General features: G+C 70.7%; 13 protein-coding genes. 5 read left to right on the plus strand and 8 right to left on the minus strand.

The features are described 5' to 3' along the window. The first annotated feature begins 59 nt into the window (after positions 1–59). Together OG588_RS31455 and OG588_RS31460 are read left to right on the plus strand one after the other, a co-directional pair. A complete protein-coding gene (locus OG588_RS31455; protein WP_405950203.1) occupies positions 60–740 on the plus strand; it encodes a PH domain-containing protein in 681 nt (226 codons plus the stop codon). Positions 741–902: 162 nt separating this feature from the next. Next, the gene (locus tag OG588_RS31460; protein WP_405950204.1) at positions 903–2,552 is read left to right on the plus strand and encodes a hypothetical protein; all 1,650 of its coding nucleotides are present in this window, start codon (positions 903–905) and stop codon (positions 2,550–2,552) included. 66 nt (positions 2,553–2,618) lie between these two features. Here the strand turns inward: OG588_RS31460 and OG588_RS31465 are convergent, their stop codons facing one another. The 3 genes from OG588_RS31465 to OG588_RS31475 form a co-directional block, all read right to left on the minus strand. Next, positions 2,619–4,259 (minus strand): phospho-sugar mutase, encoded by a 1,641-nt coding sequence (locus tag OG588_RS31465; RefSeq protein ID WP_405950205.1) that lies wholly within the window; start codon positions 4,257–4,259, stop codon positions 2,619–2,621. Positions 4,260–4,499: 240 nt separating this feature from the next. Further along, positions 4,500–5,324, minus strand: coding sequence for a purine-nucleoside phosphorylase (locus OG588_RS31470; protein ID WP_405950206.1), 825 nt, complete (start codon positions 5,322–5,324; stop codon positions 4,500–4,502). 205 nt (positions 5,325–5,529) lie between these two features. Beyond that, on the minus strand, positions 5,530–5,967 hold the full coding sequence (locus OG588_RS31475) for a gamma-glutamylcyclotransferase (protein ID WP_019055782.1): 438 nt from the start codon (positions 5,965–5,967) through the stop codon (positions 5,530–5,532). A gap of 208 nt (positions 5,968–6,175) precedes the next feature. Between OG588_RS31475 and OG588_RS31480 the strand changes: the two genes are divergently transcribed. Together OG588_RS31480 and OG588_RS31485 are read left to right on the plus strand one after the other, a co-directional pair. Then, positions 6,176–7,624, plus strand: a complete 1,449-nt coding sequence (locus tag OG588_RS31480; protein WP_019055783.1) for an NAD(P)H-quinone dehydrogenase — start codon at positions 6,176–6,178, stop codon at positions 7,622–7,624. Positions 7,625–7,788: 164 nt separating this feature from the next. Next, a complete protein-coding gene (locus tag OG588_RS31485; RefSeq protein WP_078622815.1) occupies positions 7,789–8,754 on the plus strand; it encodes a DeoR/GlpR family DNA-binding transcription regulator in 966 nt (321 codons plus the stop codon). Between the two features lie 242 nt (positions 8,755–8,996). On the opposite strand, the gene OG588_RS31490 is transcribed toward OG588_RS31485, so the two are convergent. Then, positions 8,997–9,572, minus strand: a complete 576-nt coding sequence (locus OG588_RS31490; RefSeq protein ID WP_405950207.1) for a TetR/AcrR family transcriptional regulator — start codon at positions 9,570–9,572, stop codon at positions 8,997–8,999. Between the two features lie 101 nt (positions 9,573–9,673). After that, positions 9,674–11,446 (minus strand): acetyl/propionyl/methylcrotonyl-CoA carboxylase subunit alpha, encoded by a 1,773-nt coding sequence (locus OG588_RS31495; RefSeq protein ID WP_405950208.1) that lies wholly within the window; start codon positions 11,444–11,446, stop codon positions 9,674–9,676. Positions 11,447–11,836: 390 nt separating this feature from the next. Here OG588_RS31495 and OG588_RS31500 point away from each other — a divergent pair, with 390 nt between their 5' ends. Continuing rightward, the gene (locus OG588_RS31500; RefSeq protein ID WP_405950209.1) at positions 11,837–12,298 is read left to right on the plus strand and encodes a hypothetical protein; all 462 of its coding nucleotides are present in this window, start codon (positions 11,837–11,839) and stop codon (positions 12,296–12,298) included. Positions 12,299–12,343: 45 nt separating this feature from the next. Here the strand turns inward: OG588_RS31500 and OG588_RS31505 are convergent, their stop codons facing one another. The 3 genes from OG588_RS31505 to OG588_RS31515 all read right to left on the minus strand — a co-directional run bounded on the left by OG588_RS31505 (position 12,344) and on the right by OG588_RS31515 (position 13,482). Next, positions 12,344–12,964, minus strand: a complete 621-nt coding sequence (locus tag OG588_RS31505; RefSeq protein ID WP_405950210.1) for a Maf family protein — start codon at positions 12,962–12,964, stop codon at positions 12,344–12,346. Between the two features lie 40 nt (positions 12,965–13,004). Then, positions 13,005–13,136: a morphogenic membrane protein MmpB gene (gene mmpB / locus OG588_RS31510; protein ID WP_405950211.1), complete on the minus strand. Its 132-nt coding sequence runs from the start codon at positions 13,134–13,136 to the stop codon at positions 13,005–13,007. Between the two features lie 136 nt (positions 13,137–13,272). Further along, complete coding sequence (locus OG588_RS31515; protein WP_405950212.1) at positions 13,273–13,482, minus strand: acyl-CoA carboxylase subunit epsilon; 210 nt, start codon at positions 13,480–13,482, stop codon at positions 13,273–13,275. Between the last annotated feature and the right edge of the window lie 7 nt (positions 13,483–13,489).

Raw genomic sequence — 13,489 nt, forward strand, 5'->3', positions numbered from 1 at the left:
GCCGCAAACGCACACAACCCCAACGGCGATCAGGCGGACCCCTGAGGCACAATCGCACCATGACGACCCCGCACACCGACGCCGACCCCCAAGACCGGATCCACCGCTCACCCGCGGGCATCGTCGGCGGCGTCCTGCTGCTGGCCATCGTCGGCTGGCTCGGCATCGACGCCCTCGTGACCGGCAACGGCCGCACGCCGTGGCTCGCACTGGCGGGCATGATCCTCGTCGTACCGCTGATCGTCGCGTTCACGCTCCGCCCGGCGGTGTACGCCAACCCGGACCGGCTGCGGATCCGCAACCCGTTCCGGATCGTCGTACTGCCGTGGGGCGAGATCGCCGCACTGCGGTCCGGCTACTCGAACGAGGTCCTCACGACGGCGGGCGCCAAGTTCCAGCTGTGGGCGATCCCGGTCTCGCTGCGCGCCCGAAAGAAGGCGGCGCGGCGCGAGGCACGGGCCACGGCGGACGCGGGGCGTACGGGGGACGCGCAGCGCGGCGGTGGCAGGCCCGGGGCCTTCGGCAGGTCCGCGGGCTTCGGTCTCGGCGGCGGGACCGTGCAGGGTGGGTCCACGCGCGCGGAGTCCGACCAGGTCATGACCGATCTGCGCGAGCTGCTGGAGGACCAGGGGCAGGCGGAGTCGGCGCAGGGCGAGATCACCGTGCGCTGGGCGTACGAGGTGATCGCGCCGGTGGTCGCCGGGGCCGTACTGCTGGCGATCCTGCTGGCGACGGGCTGACCGGACCGGCTGACCGGACGGGCAGACTGGATGGGCTGACCGGGCGGGCAGACTGGATGGGCTGACCGGGCGGGCAGACTGGATGGGCACCGCCCACGCTCCCTGCCCGCATTTCCTCCCCTCTTCCCCGCGCACGCTTCTCTCCTCTTTCTCTGGGATGTCATGACCACGAACGTCCAGGAGCCGTCGCTGCTGCCCCCCTCCGCGATACCCGAGGGGTGCGTGCCCTGGAACGCGGAGCACGCGCGCGTGTGGGCCGACGCGGCGGTGCCGTGGTGGGTGCCGGTCCGGCCCCGGCGATGGTCCTTCGAACTGGCCCTCTGGTGCGCCGTGTTGGTCGCCTTCGCCCTGCTGACGACCACGGACCTGCCCCCGGAACTGGCCGCGCTGCTGCCGCTCCAGGTCATGTGGTCGCTGTGGCGTCCCGAGGTCGTACGGTTCTCCGCGCCCGTCCTGATCGCACTGGTCGCGATACGGGCCACCGAGCTGTCGTGGACGGCCCTGATCTGTGCCGCCCTGCTGGTCCTGGCCTCCGTGACGGCCACCGAGCTACGGGCACGCGCGCGTGCCCACCAGTGGCGGAGCGCCCTGGCGACGGCCGGCGGGGTCACGGCCGTACCGCCGGACGCGGACGGGCGGGTGCGGCGGGGCGGGCTCTTCCTCAAGTTCGGGGCCGGTGTGGGCGTACCCGGTGTCGTCCTGCTCGCCACCGCCGATCTGTGGCGCTGGCCGAGCGACCGCCAAGTGGCGCTCGCGGAGGGCCTGTTCATCGTCGGCCTGGCACTCACCATGCTCCTCTCCGGAGCCCTCGGCCGACGCCGCGCGCGCACGCTGCGCGCGACACCCGCGCCCGTCCTGCGCGTCCTCGTCGGCAAGGACGACCACCAGGACGCCGTGATCTACGCGACGGACGACACGGAGGCGCTACGGCCGCTGTTCACGGTCGCGACGAGGGCGGAAGAAAAGAGGGAGGGCAACGACGAGGCGGAGGTGGAGGAGCCGGAGGAACTCCTCGACGCGCCCGCGACCGCCGCTCCCGTCCCCCTGCGGGAAGCCGTCCTGTACGGCACCCCCTACGACGGCGCCGAGATCCTGCTGGTCTGCGCGGCGGCGGAGCCCGGTGAGCCGCCGGTGGCGGAGTGGTCGACCGGGCCCGTACGGCCGTTGGCGGCGGGCGCCGCGCGGCGGCGGATCGCCCGGGAGAAGCGGGCGGCGGTCCGGGCGGCCCAGGGCAAGGCCCGGGACGAGGAACTGGCCGCGACCGTGCGGGCGGGGACCGCCGTGGTGCCGGTACGGCGCTGGCGGGCGGGGCCGGTGGACTGGCTGGCGAGCTTCCTGACCGTGCAGTGGTGTCTGGGGTACTTCCTGCTGGGGATCGACGACAGCCTCTGGTTCCGAGGGCTGCTGCTCCTCTTCGGCCTGATGTGCGCCGTCCGCGTCCCCGTGAAACTGCGCTGGCGCATCACCGCCGACCGCACCGGCATCTGGCTGAACCGGCTGCGCGCCCCGCGCCACATCCCCTGGGACGAGCTCCGCGTGGCCCGCCGGGAATCCTTCGAACTCCAGCTGCGGGTACGCGACGGCGACAACTGGGCGGTGGCCGCGCCCCGTTGGGCCTGGTGGCAACGCCGGCGCGGACTGATCCACCCCTACGACGCCCTCGCCGCCGAACTCTCCGCGATGATCGCCGACCCCGCCCTGCGTCCCACGGGCGAGAGCGAAGTGGGCGAACGGGGCCGCCAGTTGTGGCCGTTCGCCGTGCTTCTCGGGCTGGCCTGGACCGCGCTGCTCGTCACCCGCTGGCTGTCCTGACCACGGGGCGGGACGAGCACGGGGTGCCCCGGACGGACGGGGACACCCCATGTGTTCCGCTACGGCTCAGATACCGGCCGCCGCCGACAGGTCCCGCTTGATCGTCGCGAGGGTCTCGGCGGCCTGCGCGCGGGCCGCCGGGAGGTCGGCGTGCGCGGTGACGGGGACCACGACCTCCAGGTAGCACTTCAGTTTGGGCTCGGTGCCGCTGGGCCGGACGATGACCCGGGCACCGTCGAGGGTGTAGCGCAGGCCGTCCGTGGGCGGGAGCTTCGCCGTCCCCTCGGTCAGGTCCTCGGCGTTGGTGACGGCCAGCCCGGCGAGCGCTGTCGGCGGCTGCTCGCGCAACCGCCGCATGGCGTCCGCGATGACACTCAAGTCCTCGACACGGACGGAGAGTTGGTCGGTGGCGTGCAGACCGTGCTCCACGGCGAGATCGTCGAGGAAGTCGAGCAGATCGCGCCCTTCGGCCTTCAACTCCGAGGCCAGTTCGGTGATGAGGAGGGCGGCCGTGATGCCGTCCTTGTCGCGCACGCCGTCCGGGTCCACGCAGTAACCGAGGGCTTCCTCATAGCCGTAGCGAAGGCCTTCCACGCGGGCGATCCACTTGAAGCCGGTGAGGGTCTCCTCGTAGGGGAGGCCCGCCTTCTCGGCGATACGGCCGAGGAGGGACGAGGAGACGATGGACTCGGCGAAGGTGCCCTGCGCGCCGCGTCGTACGAGGTGTGCGGCGAGGAGCGAACCGACCTCGTCGCCGCGGAGCATGCGCCAGTCGCCGTCGGCTTTCACCGCTGCGGCGCAACGGTCGGCGTCCGGGTCGTTGGCGATGATCAGGTCGGGGTCCGTGGCGCGGGCCTGCGCGAAGGCGAGGTCCATCGCGCCGGGCTCCTCCGGGTTGGGGAACGCGACGGTCGGGAAGTCCGGGTCGGGCTCCGCCTGTTCGGCGACGAGCACGGGCGCGGGGAAACCGGCCCGGGCGAACGCGGCCAGCAGCACGTCCTTGCCGACGCCGTGCATCGCCGTGTAGACCGTGCGGGCGGTACGGGGGGAGTCGGGGGAGAGGACGGCGTCCGTGCGGGCGAGGTAGGCGTCGAGGACGGCGTCGTCGAGGGTTTCCCAGCCGGTGTCCGGACGGGGCACGTCGTGCAGGGAGTTGACCGCGTCGATCTCGGCGGCGATCTCCGCGTCGGCCGGGGGCACGATCTGGGAGCCGTCGCCGAGGTAGACCTTGTAACCGTTGTCCCGGGGCGGGTTGTGACTGGCGGTGACTTCGACACCCGCGATCGCGCCCAAGTGCCGTATGGCGAAGGCGAGTACGGGGGTGGGGAGGGGGCGGGGCAGTACGGCGGCCCTGAGCCCGGCGCCGACCATCACGGCGGCGGTGTCGCGGGCGAAGTCGGCGGACTTGTGGCGGGCGTCGTAGCCGATGACGACGGTTCCGGTTCCGTCGGTGTGGCCGTTCTTCTTGAGGTACGCGGCGAGTCCGGCGGCGGCCCGGATGACGACCGCGCGGTTCATCCGCATGGGCCCGGCGCCGAGTTCGCCCCGGAGGCCGGCGGTGCCGAACTGGAGGGTGCCGCGGAAGCGCTCGGTGAGCTCGGCGACGTCCCCGGCTTCGATGAGCTTGGCGAGCTCGTCACGGGTGTCCGCGTCGGGGTCCTCGGCGAGCCAGGTCCTGGCCCGCGCGATGAGTTCGTCGTCGTGCACGTCGGGGCAACCTCTCGTGGGGTGGGTGGTGCGTCGGCTTCTTGGCTTGCTGCGTCGGCTTTTCGGTTCGCCGGGAGGGTTTGTCGCGTCGGTTTCTCGGTTCGCCGAGATGGTCTGTCGCGTTTGCATCCCGGGTCACCGGGACGGTCTGTTGCCTCGCCTCTTAAATGCCCGAGACGTGTGGGTGGGTGGGAAACATCCGGGGGTTCCAGGGGGCGGGAGCCCCCTGGGGGACGGTGCCTACAACCGGCCGAGCACCTGGGCCAACAGCGACCCCATCTGCGAAGCGGAATCCCGGCCCGCCTGAAGAACCTCCTCGTGGTTCAGCGGCTCACCCGTCATCCCCGCGGCGAGGTTCGTCACCAGGGAAATACCCAGCACCTCCGCACCCGCCTCGCGCGCGGCGATGGCCTCCAACACCGTCGACATGCCCACCAGGTCCGCGCCGATCACCCGAGCCATGCGGATCTCCGCCGGAGTCTCGTAGTGCGGCCCGGGGAACTGGGCGTAGACACCCTCCTCCAGCGCCGGGTCGATCTCCTTGCACAGGGCGCGCAGCCGGGGCGAGTACAGATCCGTCAGATCGACGAAGTTCGCGCCGACGATGGGGGACGTAGCGGTGAGGTTGATGTGGTCGCTGATCAGGACCGGCTGGCCGGGCCGCATACCCTCGCGGAGCCCCCCGCAGCCGTTGGTGAGGACGATGGTCTTGCAGCCGGCGGCGACGGCGGTACGGACCCCGTGCGCGACGGCGGCGACACCGCGGCCCTCGTAGTAGTGGGTACGGCCGAGGAAGACCAGCGCGCGCTTGTCACCGATCTTGTACGAGCGGACCCTGCCCCCGTGTCCCTCGACGGCCGGCGGCGGGAAACCGGGCAGCTCGGTGCCGGGGAAGTCGGCCTCGGAAACGCCGAGCGCGTCGACGGCCGGTCCCCAGCCGGAGCCCATCACAAGGGCGACGTCGTGGGTCTCGGCGCCCGTCAGTTCGCGCAGGCGCGTGGCGGCGGCGTCAGCGGCGGCATGGGGGTCGCCCTGGATGTCGTCCGGAAGAAGAGATGCGTTCACGCGGATGAGCGTAGCTGGTCTGGGCCTACGCGCGTAGATGACAGAGCGCACGGGATGGCGATCGTTGTCTTGTCGTTTCCAACGAGACCTGTGACGGGCGTTATGTGTGGGAAACCCTCAGCGGAATCGCGGGGACCCCGCGGCAGATCCGTGCGGAACTCTCAGCAGAGCCGTGAGGAACTCTCAGCAGAGCCGTACGGAACCCTCAGCAGGGACGCTTCCGCAGCTCCATCACGTAGTCGTGCGGCGCGCCCGCGGACTCGGCGGCGTCGGCGAGTTCACCGAGGTACCGCGCCGACGGGAGTCCCCCCTCGTAGCCGTTCAGCACGTACACCCAAGCGGGTTCCTCGCCCTCCAGGGTGTGCACGCGGACCCGCATCCGGCGGTAGACGTCGAGGCCGACGCCCTCCCACCGGTCCATGGAGTCCTCGTCGGGCGGCGCGATCTCGTACAGCGCGACGAAGACCTGGGAGCGCGGCGCCTCCACGATCGTCGCGAGCGCGCCCTCCCAGCCCATGTGCTCGCCGCCGAAGGTCAGCCGCCACCCGTTCAGCCAGCCCGTGGCACGCAACGGCGAGTGCGGGGCGCGGCGGGTCATCAGCCGCGCGTCGAGATTGCCGGCGTACGCGGCGTAGAGCGACATGCTTCGAGAGTACGGCAGCGGAACCACCCGCCACTCCCGTAACCACCGGTACCCGAGCCGACCGGACTTCCGCCACCACCGCTACCCGAGCCCCCCGGACTTCCGTACTCACCGGTACCCGAGCCGACTGCCGAAAAGGCCCTCCGCGGCCCCGGCGACCGCACCTCCCGTCGCCCCCGGGCGGAAGCACCTTGAAGCGTGCGGGACAATGGGGTACGTGACTCGGATCGTGATCATCGGTGGCGGACCCGGCGGCTATGAAGCGGCGCTGGTGGCAGCGCAGCTCGGCGCGGAGGTGACCGTCGTCGACTGCGACGGTCTGGGCGGGGCGTCGGTGCTGACCGACTGCGTCCCGTCGAAGACCCTTATCGCGACGGCCGAGGTGATGACCACCTTCGACTCGTCGTACGAGGAACTCGGCATCATCGTCGCCGACGACACCCCACCTCTGGAGCAGGCCGCCAGGGTTGTGGGTGTGGACCTCGGCAAGGTCAACCGGCGTGTGAAGCGCCTCGCGCTCGCCCAGTCGCACGACATCACCGCGTCCGTGACCCGGGCCGGCGCCCGTGTCATGCGCGGCCGGGGCCGGCTCGACGGCATGCAGGCCATCGACGGTTCCCGCAAGGTCATCGTCAAGGCGGCCGACGGCACCGAGGAGACCCTCGTCGCCGACGCCGTCCTCATCGCGACCGGCGGTCACCCCCGCGAGCTGGACGACGCCCGCCCGGACGGCGAGCGCATCCTGAACTGGACCCAGGTCTACGACCTCACCGAACTCCCCGAAGAGCTGATCGTGGTCGGCTCCGGTGTCACCGGTGCCGAGTTCGCCGGCGCCTACCAGGCCCTCGGCTCCAAGGTCACCCTCGTGTCGTCCCGCGACCGGGTCCTCCCCGGTGAGGACCCGGACGCCGCCGCCGTACTCGAAGACGTCTTCCGGCGCCGCGGCATGAACGTCATGGCCCGCTCCCGCGCCCAGTCCGCCAAGCGCGTCGGCGACAAGGTCGAGGTCACCCTCGCCGACGGCCGGGTCATCACCGGCTCGCACTGCCTCATGGCGGTCGGCGCCATCCCGAACTCCGCGGGCATGGGCCTGGAGGACGCGGGCGTCAGGCTGCGCGACTCGGGTCACATCTGGACCGACAAGGTCTCGCGTACGACCGCTCCGGGCGTGTACGCCGCCGGTGACGTGACCGGGATCTTCGCGCTCGCCTCGGTGGCCGCGATGCAGGGACGTATCGCCATGTACCACTTCCTGGGCGACGCGGTGGCCCCGCTCAACCTGAAGACGGTGTCGTCGAACGTCTTCACCGACCCGGAGATCGCCACGGTCGGTTACTCCCAGGCCGACGTCGACGGCGGCAAGATCGACGCCCGCGTCGTCAAGCTCCCCCTCCTCCGCAACCCGCGCGCGAAGATGCAGGGCATCCGGGACGGCTTCGTCAAGATCTTCTGCCGCCCGGGTACCGGCATCATCGTCGGCGGTGTGGTCGTGGCGCCGCGTGCATCGGAACTGATCCACCCCATCTCGATCGCCGTCGACAACAACCTGACGGTCGAACAGATCGCGAACGCCTTCACCGTCTACCCGTCTCTTTCGGGCTCGATCGCCGAGGTGGCCCGGCAGCTGCACACGCGGAAGGCGACGGGCGAAGTCTGAGCCGAAACGGACTCCCCGCTGGTCACGGGGAGTTGTCGACCATTCGGGCGGCATAGGCGGCGAGACTAGGCCCTATACCACTTCCGGTCCTGCTGTACGAACAACTTCCGTTATTCGGCGCAAACACCTGAAAGCAGACGGTCGTTGGGGTTACTGTCAGTTTCGTGTTCGCTGCAGAACGTCGCCAATTGATCCTCGAAATGGTGCGAGCGAATGGGGCCGTATCGCTCCGTGAGCTCGCCCGCGTCGTCCAGACCTCCGAAGTGACCGTACGGCGGGACGTGCGCGCACTGGAGGCAGAAGGACTCCTCGACCGCCGACATGGCGGTGCGGTATTGCCGGGCGGGTTCACGCGAGAATCCGGCTTTCCGCAGAAATCGCATCTCGCGACCGCCGAGAAGACGGCCATCGCCGATCTCGCCGCGAGCTTCGTCGAAGAGGGCGAAGCGATCGTGGTGGGGGCGGGTACCACCACCCAGGAGCTGGCCCGTCGGCTCGCCCGGGTGCCCGGTCTGACCGTGGTCACCAACTCCCTTCTGGTGGCCCAGGCGTTGGCCCATGCCAACCGCGTGGAGGTCGTGATGACCGGGGGCACCCTGCGCGGTTCCAACTACGCGCTGGTGGGCAGCGGGGCCGAACAGTCCCTCCAGGGCCTGCGCGTCTCCCGGGCCTTCCTCTCCGGGAGCGGCCTCACCGCCGAACGCGGTCTCTCCACGTCCAACATGCTGTCGGCGTCCGTCGACCGGGCTCTCGTCCAGGCGGCCGCCGAGGTCGTCGTCCTGGCCGACCACACCAAGCTCGGTACGGACACCATGTTCCAGACCGTGCCCACGGACGTCATCACCCGCCTCGTCACCGACGAGCCCCCGGGCCACGACGACCGCGCGGCAACGGAGTTGCAGGCGCTGGCCGACCAGGGGGTGCAGATCGCCGTGGCCGGCGGTTCGGGAAGCCAGGGGGGTGAACAGCCCTCGACGCGGGAACAACGCCGCCGGGACGTACCCCTTCCGGCGCCGCGACGGGGTCAAGTGCCGGGCGGCGCACCGGGGTTGAGGGCAGCGGGTGTCCTCGGCGGGGAGTCTCCTGAGCGGGAGCGTGCGGCGAGGGTGGCCGATCTGCGGAGGCGTTGATCGCGTCGGTGGCGGGTCCGGTTTTCGGGTGCGGCGCCGTCGTGGCTGGTCGCGCCCACGCGGCGGAGCCGCATATCGATACAGCCCCGCGCCCCTAAAAGACGGCCCCGTCTCAGCCGACCTGCATTTAAGGGGCGCGGGGAACTGCGCCCCTTAAAAACCCGGGCCGGCCCATGTCTTTAGGGGCGCGGGGAACTGCGCGACCAGCCCCCACCGGCCCGCACCCGAAAACCGAACCTGCCCTACGGCTTCAGTCCCCGCAACGTCAACGTCAGCAACCTGTCCGCCAGTTCAGGATCCCCAGGGTTGCCCTCAGCCGCGAGGGCGATCGCGTGGGTCAGCTGGAGAAGGTCGCCGATCTCCACATCACCACGCACATCGCCCGCCTCCTGCGCCCGGAACAGCAACGCACCCCCCGCTTCCCGGATAGGGCCACTGCACCTGGCCAGCGCCGACGTGTCGTCGTACGTCACCGCCATCAAGGCCCGCGCCAGCCCCCGGTACTCGCTCGCGTGCGTCACCATCTCCCGCAGCCAGCTCACGAGAGCCACACACGGCTGCGGCGCGTCCCGCAACTCCCGGGAACGCGCGAGGAGTTCACCCACCGCGTCCTCGAACACCGCGCTCATCAGGGCCTGTCGATTCGGGAAGTGGCGATACAGCGTGCCGATACCGACACCCGCACGCCGCGCCACGTCCTCCAGGGACGCGTCCGTACCGTGCGCGGCGAAGCACACCCGGGCCTCGGTCAGCAGCCGTTCATAATTGCGGCGGGCGTCGGCACGCAGCCCCGCCGGCGGCCTGGCTGTGTCGGCCATGGGTCCCACCTGCCCTCCTAGGCACTGTCCCGTCACATTACAGAGGTGCCCGGCGGACAGGCTGTTCCTGTCGGCCGGGCACCTCTGGACGTACCGCCGGATCAGTCCTTGATCTCGCAGATCGCGGCGCCGGAGGTGAGGGACGCGCCGACCTCCGCGCCAAGTCCCTTGATCGTGCCGGACTTGTGCGCGTTCAGGGGCTGTTCCATCTTCATGGCTTCGAGCACGACGATGAGGTCGCCCTCCTTGACCTCCTGGCCCTCCTCGACCGCGACCTTGACGATCGTGCCCTGCATCGGCGAGGCGAGGGTGTCGCCGGAGGCGACCGGGCCGGACTTCTTGGCCGCGCGGCGCTTCGGCTTGGCGCCCGCCGCGAGGCCGGTGCGGGCCAGGGACATGCCGAGCGAGACCGGGAGGGAGACCTCCAGGCGCTTGCCGCCGACCTCGACGACGATCGTCTCGCGGTCCGCGTCCTCGTCCGCCTCGGCGTCCGTGGGGGCCGCGAAGGGCTTGATCTCGTTGACGAACTCGGTCTCGATCCAGCGGGTGTGGACCGTGAACGGCTCGGCGGAGCCGGTGAGTTCGGGGGCGAACGCCGGGTCCCTCACCACCGCGCGGTGGAAGGGGATCGCGGTCGCCATGCCCTCGACCTGGAACTCGTCCAGCGCACGGGCGGCCCGCTGGAGCGCCTGCTCGCGGGTCGCGCCGGTGACGATCAGCTTGGCGAGCAGCGAGTCCCACGCCGGGCCGATGACCGAGCCCGACTCGACACCGGCGTCCAGGCGCACACCCGGACCGGACGGCGCCGCGAACGTGGTGACGGTGCCGGGCGCGGGCAGGAAGCCGCGGCCCGGGTCCTCGCCGTTGATGCGGAACTCGAAGGAGTGACCGCGCAGTTCGGGGTCGCCGTAGCCGAGTTCCTCGCCGTCGGCGATGCGGAACATCTCGCGGACGAGGTCGATGCCGGCGACCTCCTCGGTGACCGGGTGCTCCACCTGGAGGCGGGTGTTGACCTCAAGGAAGGAGATCGTGCCGTCCTGGCCGACGAGGAACTCGACGGTCCCGGCGCCGACATAGCCGGCCTCCTTGAGGATGGCCTTCGAAGAGGAGTACAGCTCGGCGACCTGGGCCTCGGAGAGGAACGGCGCGGGCGCCTCCTCGACCAGCTTCTGGTGCCGGCGCTGGAGCGAGCAGTCACGCGTCGACACGACGACCACGTTGCCGTGGGAGTCGGCCAGGCATTGGGTCTCCACGTGCCGCGGCTTGTCCAGGTAGCGCTCGACGAAGCACTCGCCGCGACCGAAAGCGGCGACCGCCTCGCGCACCGCGGAGTCGTACAGCTCGGGAACCTCTTCGAGCGTGCGGGCCACCTTCAGACCGCGGCCGCCGCCACCGAAGGCGGCCTTGATCGCGATGGGCAGCCCGTGCTGCTCGGCGAACGCGACGACCTCGTCCGAGCCCGACACCGGGTCCGGCGTGCCGGCCACCAGCGGGGCACCGGCGCGCTGGGCGATGTGCCGGGCGGCGACCTTGTCACCGAGGTCCCGGATCGCCTGCGGCGGCGGGCCGATCCAGATCAGGTCCGCGTCGAGCACGGCCTGGGCGAACTCGGCGTTCTCCGACAGGAATCCGTAGCCGGGGTGGATGGCGTCGGCACCGGACTCGCGGGCCGCGCCCAGGACCTTGCCGATGTCCAGGTAGCTGCTCGCCGGTGTGTCACCGCCCAGGGCGAACGCCTCATCCGCGGCGCGGACATGCAGAGCGTCCCGGTCCGGGTCGGCGTATACGGCCACGCTCGCGATCCCGGCGTCCCGGCAGGCCCGGGCTACGCGGACAGCGATTTCGCCACGATTGGCGATGAGCACCTTGCGCACGATTGAGGCTCCCTCCTTGAAACAAGCCGAGTTTAGGGACTGCCGACACGACGCATCGACCCGTCCCCAGTGGTGAGCTTGCCCACACGGAGCGTGATGCGGGGTCCGCTCGACCCGCGAAATCCCTTGTCGCACCTCGGTACGCAGGACTCCTCGTGGAAACCCTAGCTCCCCGGTGTGGGCAAGGTCTCTGTGAGAGCGTGCCGCGCGCCACGCCGTTTCTTTGTGGAGTCCCTACGAATGGCCCAATGATTCTTTGCCCCCATCACAACCCTTGTCCTGCGGTTTACCCGTTAGTAGCGTTCGGGTTGTCTCGAACGTACTTGGGGTAACAAGGCTCCTGATCGAGCGGTAGTCGAAAGTGGGTGGGGGCCGGTGATACGCAGGCCGGTGGCATGGATCTTGGCGCTCGTCCTCTTCGTGGAGGCGCTCGGAGTGGCCGCGTTGAACTGGTTCCTCGGGATCGTCGTCGACCGCCAGGACATGTCCCTGGCCGGCCTCGACCCGGACGCGATGTCCATCTCCTCGAAGGCCGGCGGAATCGTCTTCGGCCTCTACTTCGCCCTGTGCGGAGTGGTCGCCCTGCTCGTCGCCCTGCGCGACCGCGCCCCGGCCGGCCTCGGCCGCATCCTGCTCATCAGCGTGGCCGTCGTGCACGGCCTGCTGGGCGCGTTCGCGTGGGGCCTGGTGGGCCCGGGCGCCTTCGTGTTCATGGTGGTGGTACTCGCACTCGTCGTCCTGCTCCTGATGACGTACGACCGTCAGCAGGGGCCGTCCGAGGAGAGCCCCGAGCCACCGCCCGGCAGGGACCCGGCGCCTGCCCTCCCGCCGGCCGCCCCCAGTCCGTCCTGATCAGCTGCCTCAGGTGTCTTGGCTGTCTCAGGTGTCTCGGCTGACTCAGCTCTCCGAGGGCGCCCACAACTCCGTGATGCCGACGCCCAGTTCGGCCAGCAGGCGGCGAACGAGCGGCAGGCTGATGCCAATTACGTTGCCGTGGTCGCCGTCGATGCCGTCGATGAACGGTGCCGAACGGCCGTCGAGCGTGAACGCCCCGGCGACGTAAAGGGGTTCGCCCGAGGCGACGTACGCGGCGACCTCGGCGTCGGTCGGTTCGCCGAAGCGGACGACGGTGGACGCGGTCGCCGAGACGTACCGGCCGCTCGTCGTGTCGTAGACGCAGTGGCCGGTCTGGAGCGTCCCGGCCCGCCCGCGCATCGACTTCCAGCGGGCGGTGGCCTCCTCGGCGTCGGCGGGCTTGCCGAGGGCCTCGCCGTCCAGGTCGAGCACGGAGTCGCAGCCGATCACCAACGCACCCTTGACCTCGGGCTTCGCGGCCACGACGGAGGCCTTGGCCTCGGCGAGGGCGCGGGCCAGTTCGGCCGGGGTGGGGGCGCTGACGGCGTCCTCGTCGACCCCGCTCACGATCACCTCGGGGTCCAGCCCGGCCTGGCGCAGCAGGCCCAGCCGGGCGGGGGACTGGGAGGCGAGCACGAGTCGGCGGCGCGGCTGATCTGTCATGCGTTCAGCGTATCGGCGGGTGCGGTGTGCTGCGCTCGGCTCAGACGGACAACCCGAGCACGATCATCGCCAGCACCATCGCCAGTGCCATGAGGATTCCTAGCCGCCGCAACATGACCTCCGTCTCCCGGAGGTCTTTGGGAGGCTCGTTGTCGGGGTCGGACCACAGCATGGCACCAGCGTGCGGCTTGGGTGGGGTGGGCGCCTGAGTACGGGTACTCAAATTGGTGCCCTGAATTGTTCCTCTGTGCGCCCACGCGGCGGAGCCGCAAATCGACACAGCCCCGCGCCCCTAAAGACCTGTCCCCCTAGCCCGGCCAGAAAGTGCGGGTCCATGCAGTGGGCCCCGGGTCGGGGAGCCTCGCGCCCGCGATTCGTGATGGGTCGGACCAGGCGTCGCGTTGCCTCGGAGGGCCGGGCGGGGTTGATGTTGCCGCTGCTGCTCGCGCCCTTACTACCGCCAAAGCGGCGGCCAGCTCCTCCGGGGTCGGGTTGCCCCGTACTACTTTGATGTTCATGGCGGGC

It is taken from the genome of Streptomyces prunicolor (genome assembly GCF_045162825.1).
GTDB lineage: Bacteria > Actinomycetota > Actinomycetes > Streptomycetales > Streptomycetaceae > Streptomyces > Streptomyces prunicolor.

Bases quoted from the DNA above. Each gene is read 5' to 3' on its own strand.
- OG588_RS31475 (WP_019055782.1), bottom strand. From the start codon at position 5,967: ATGTCGCTCTACGCCGCGTACGCCGGCAATCTCGACGCGCGGCTGATG.
- OG588_RS31515 (WP_405950212.1), bottom strand. From the start codon at position 13,482: ATGAACATCAAAGTAGTACGGGGCAACCCGACCCCGGAGGAGCTGGCC.
- OG588_RS31455 (WP_405950203.1), top strand. From the start codon at position 60: ATGACGACCCCGCACACCGACGCCGACCCCCAAGACCGGATCCACCGC.
- OG588_RS31490 (WP_405950207.1), bottom strand. From the start codon at position 9,572: ATGGCCGACACAGCCAGGCCGCCGGCGGGGCTGCGTGCCGACGCCCGC.
- mmpB (WP_405950211.1), bottom strand. From the start codon at position 13,136: ATGCTGTGGTCCGACCCCGACAACGAGCCTCCCAAAGACCTCCGGGAG.
- OG588_RS31460 (WP_405950204.1), top strand. From the start codon at position 903: ATGACCACGAACGTCCAGGAGCCGTCGCTGCTGCCCCCCTCCGCGATA.
- OG588_RS31480 (WP_019055783.1), top strand. From the start codon at position 6,176: ATGGGGTACGTGACTCGGATCGTGATCATCGGTGGCGGACCCGGCGGC.
- OG588_RS31505 (WP_405950210.1), bottom strand. From the start codon at position 12,964: ATGACAGATCAGCCGCGCCGCCGACTCGTGCTCGCCTCCCAGTCCCCC.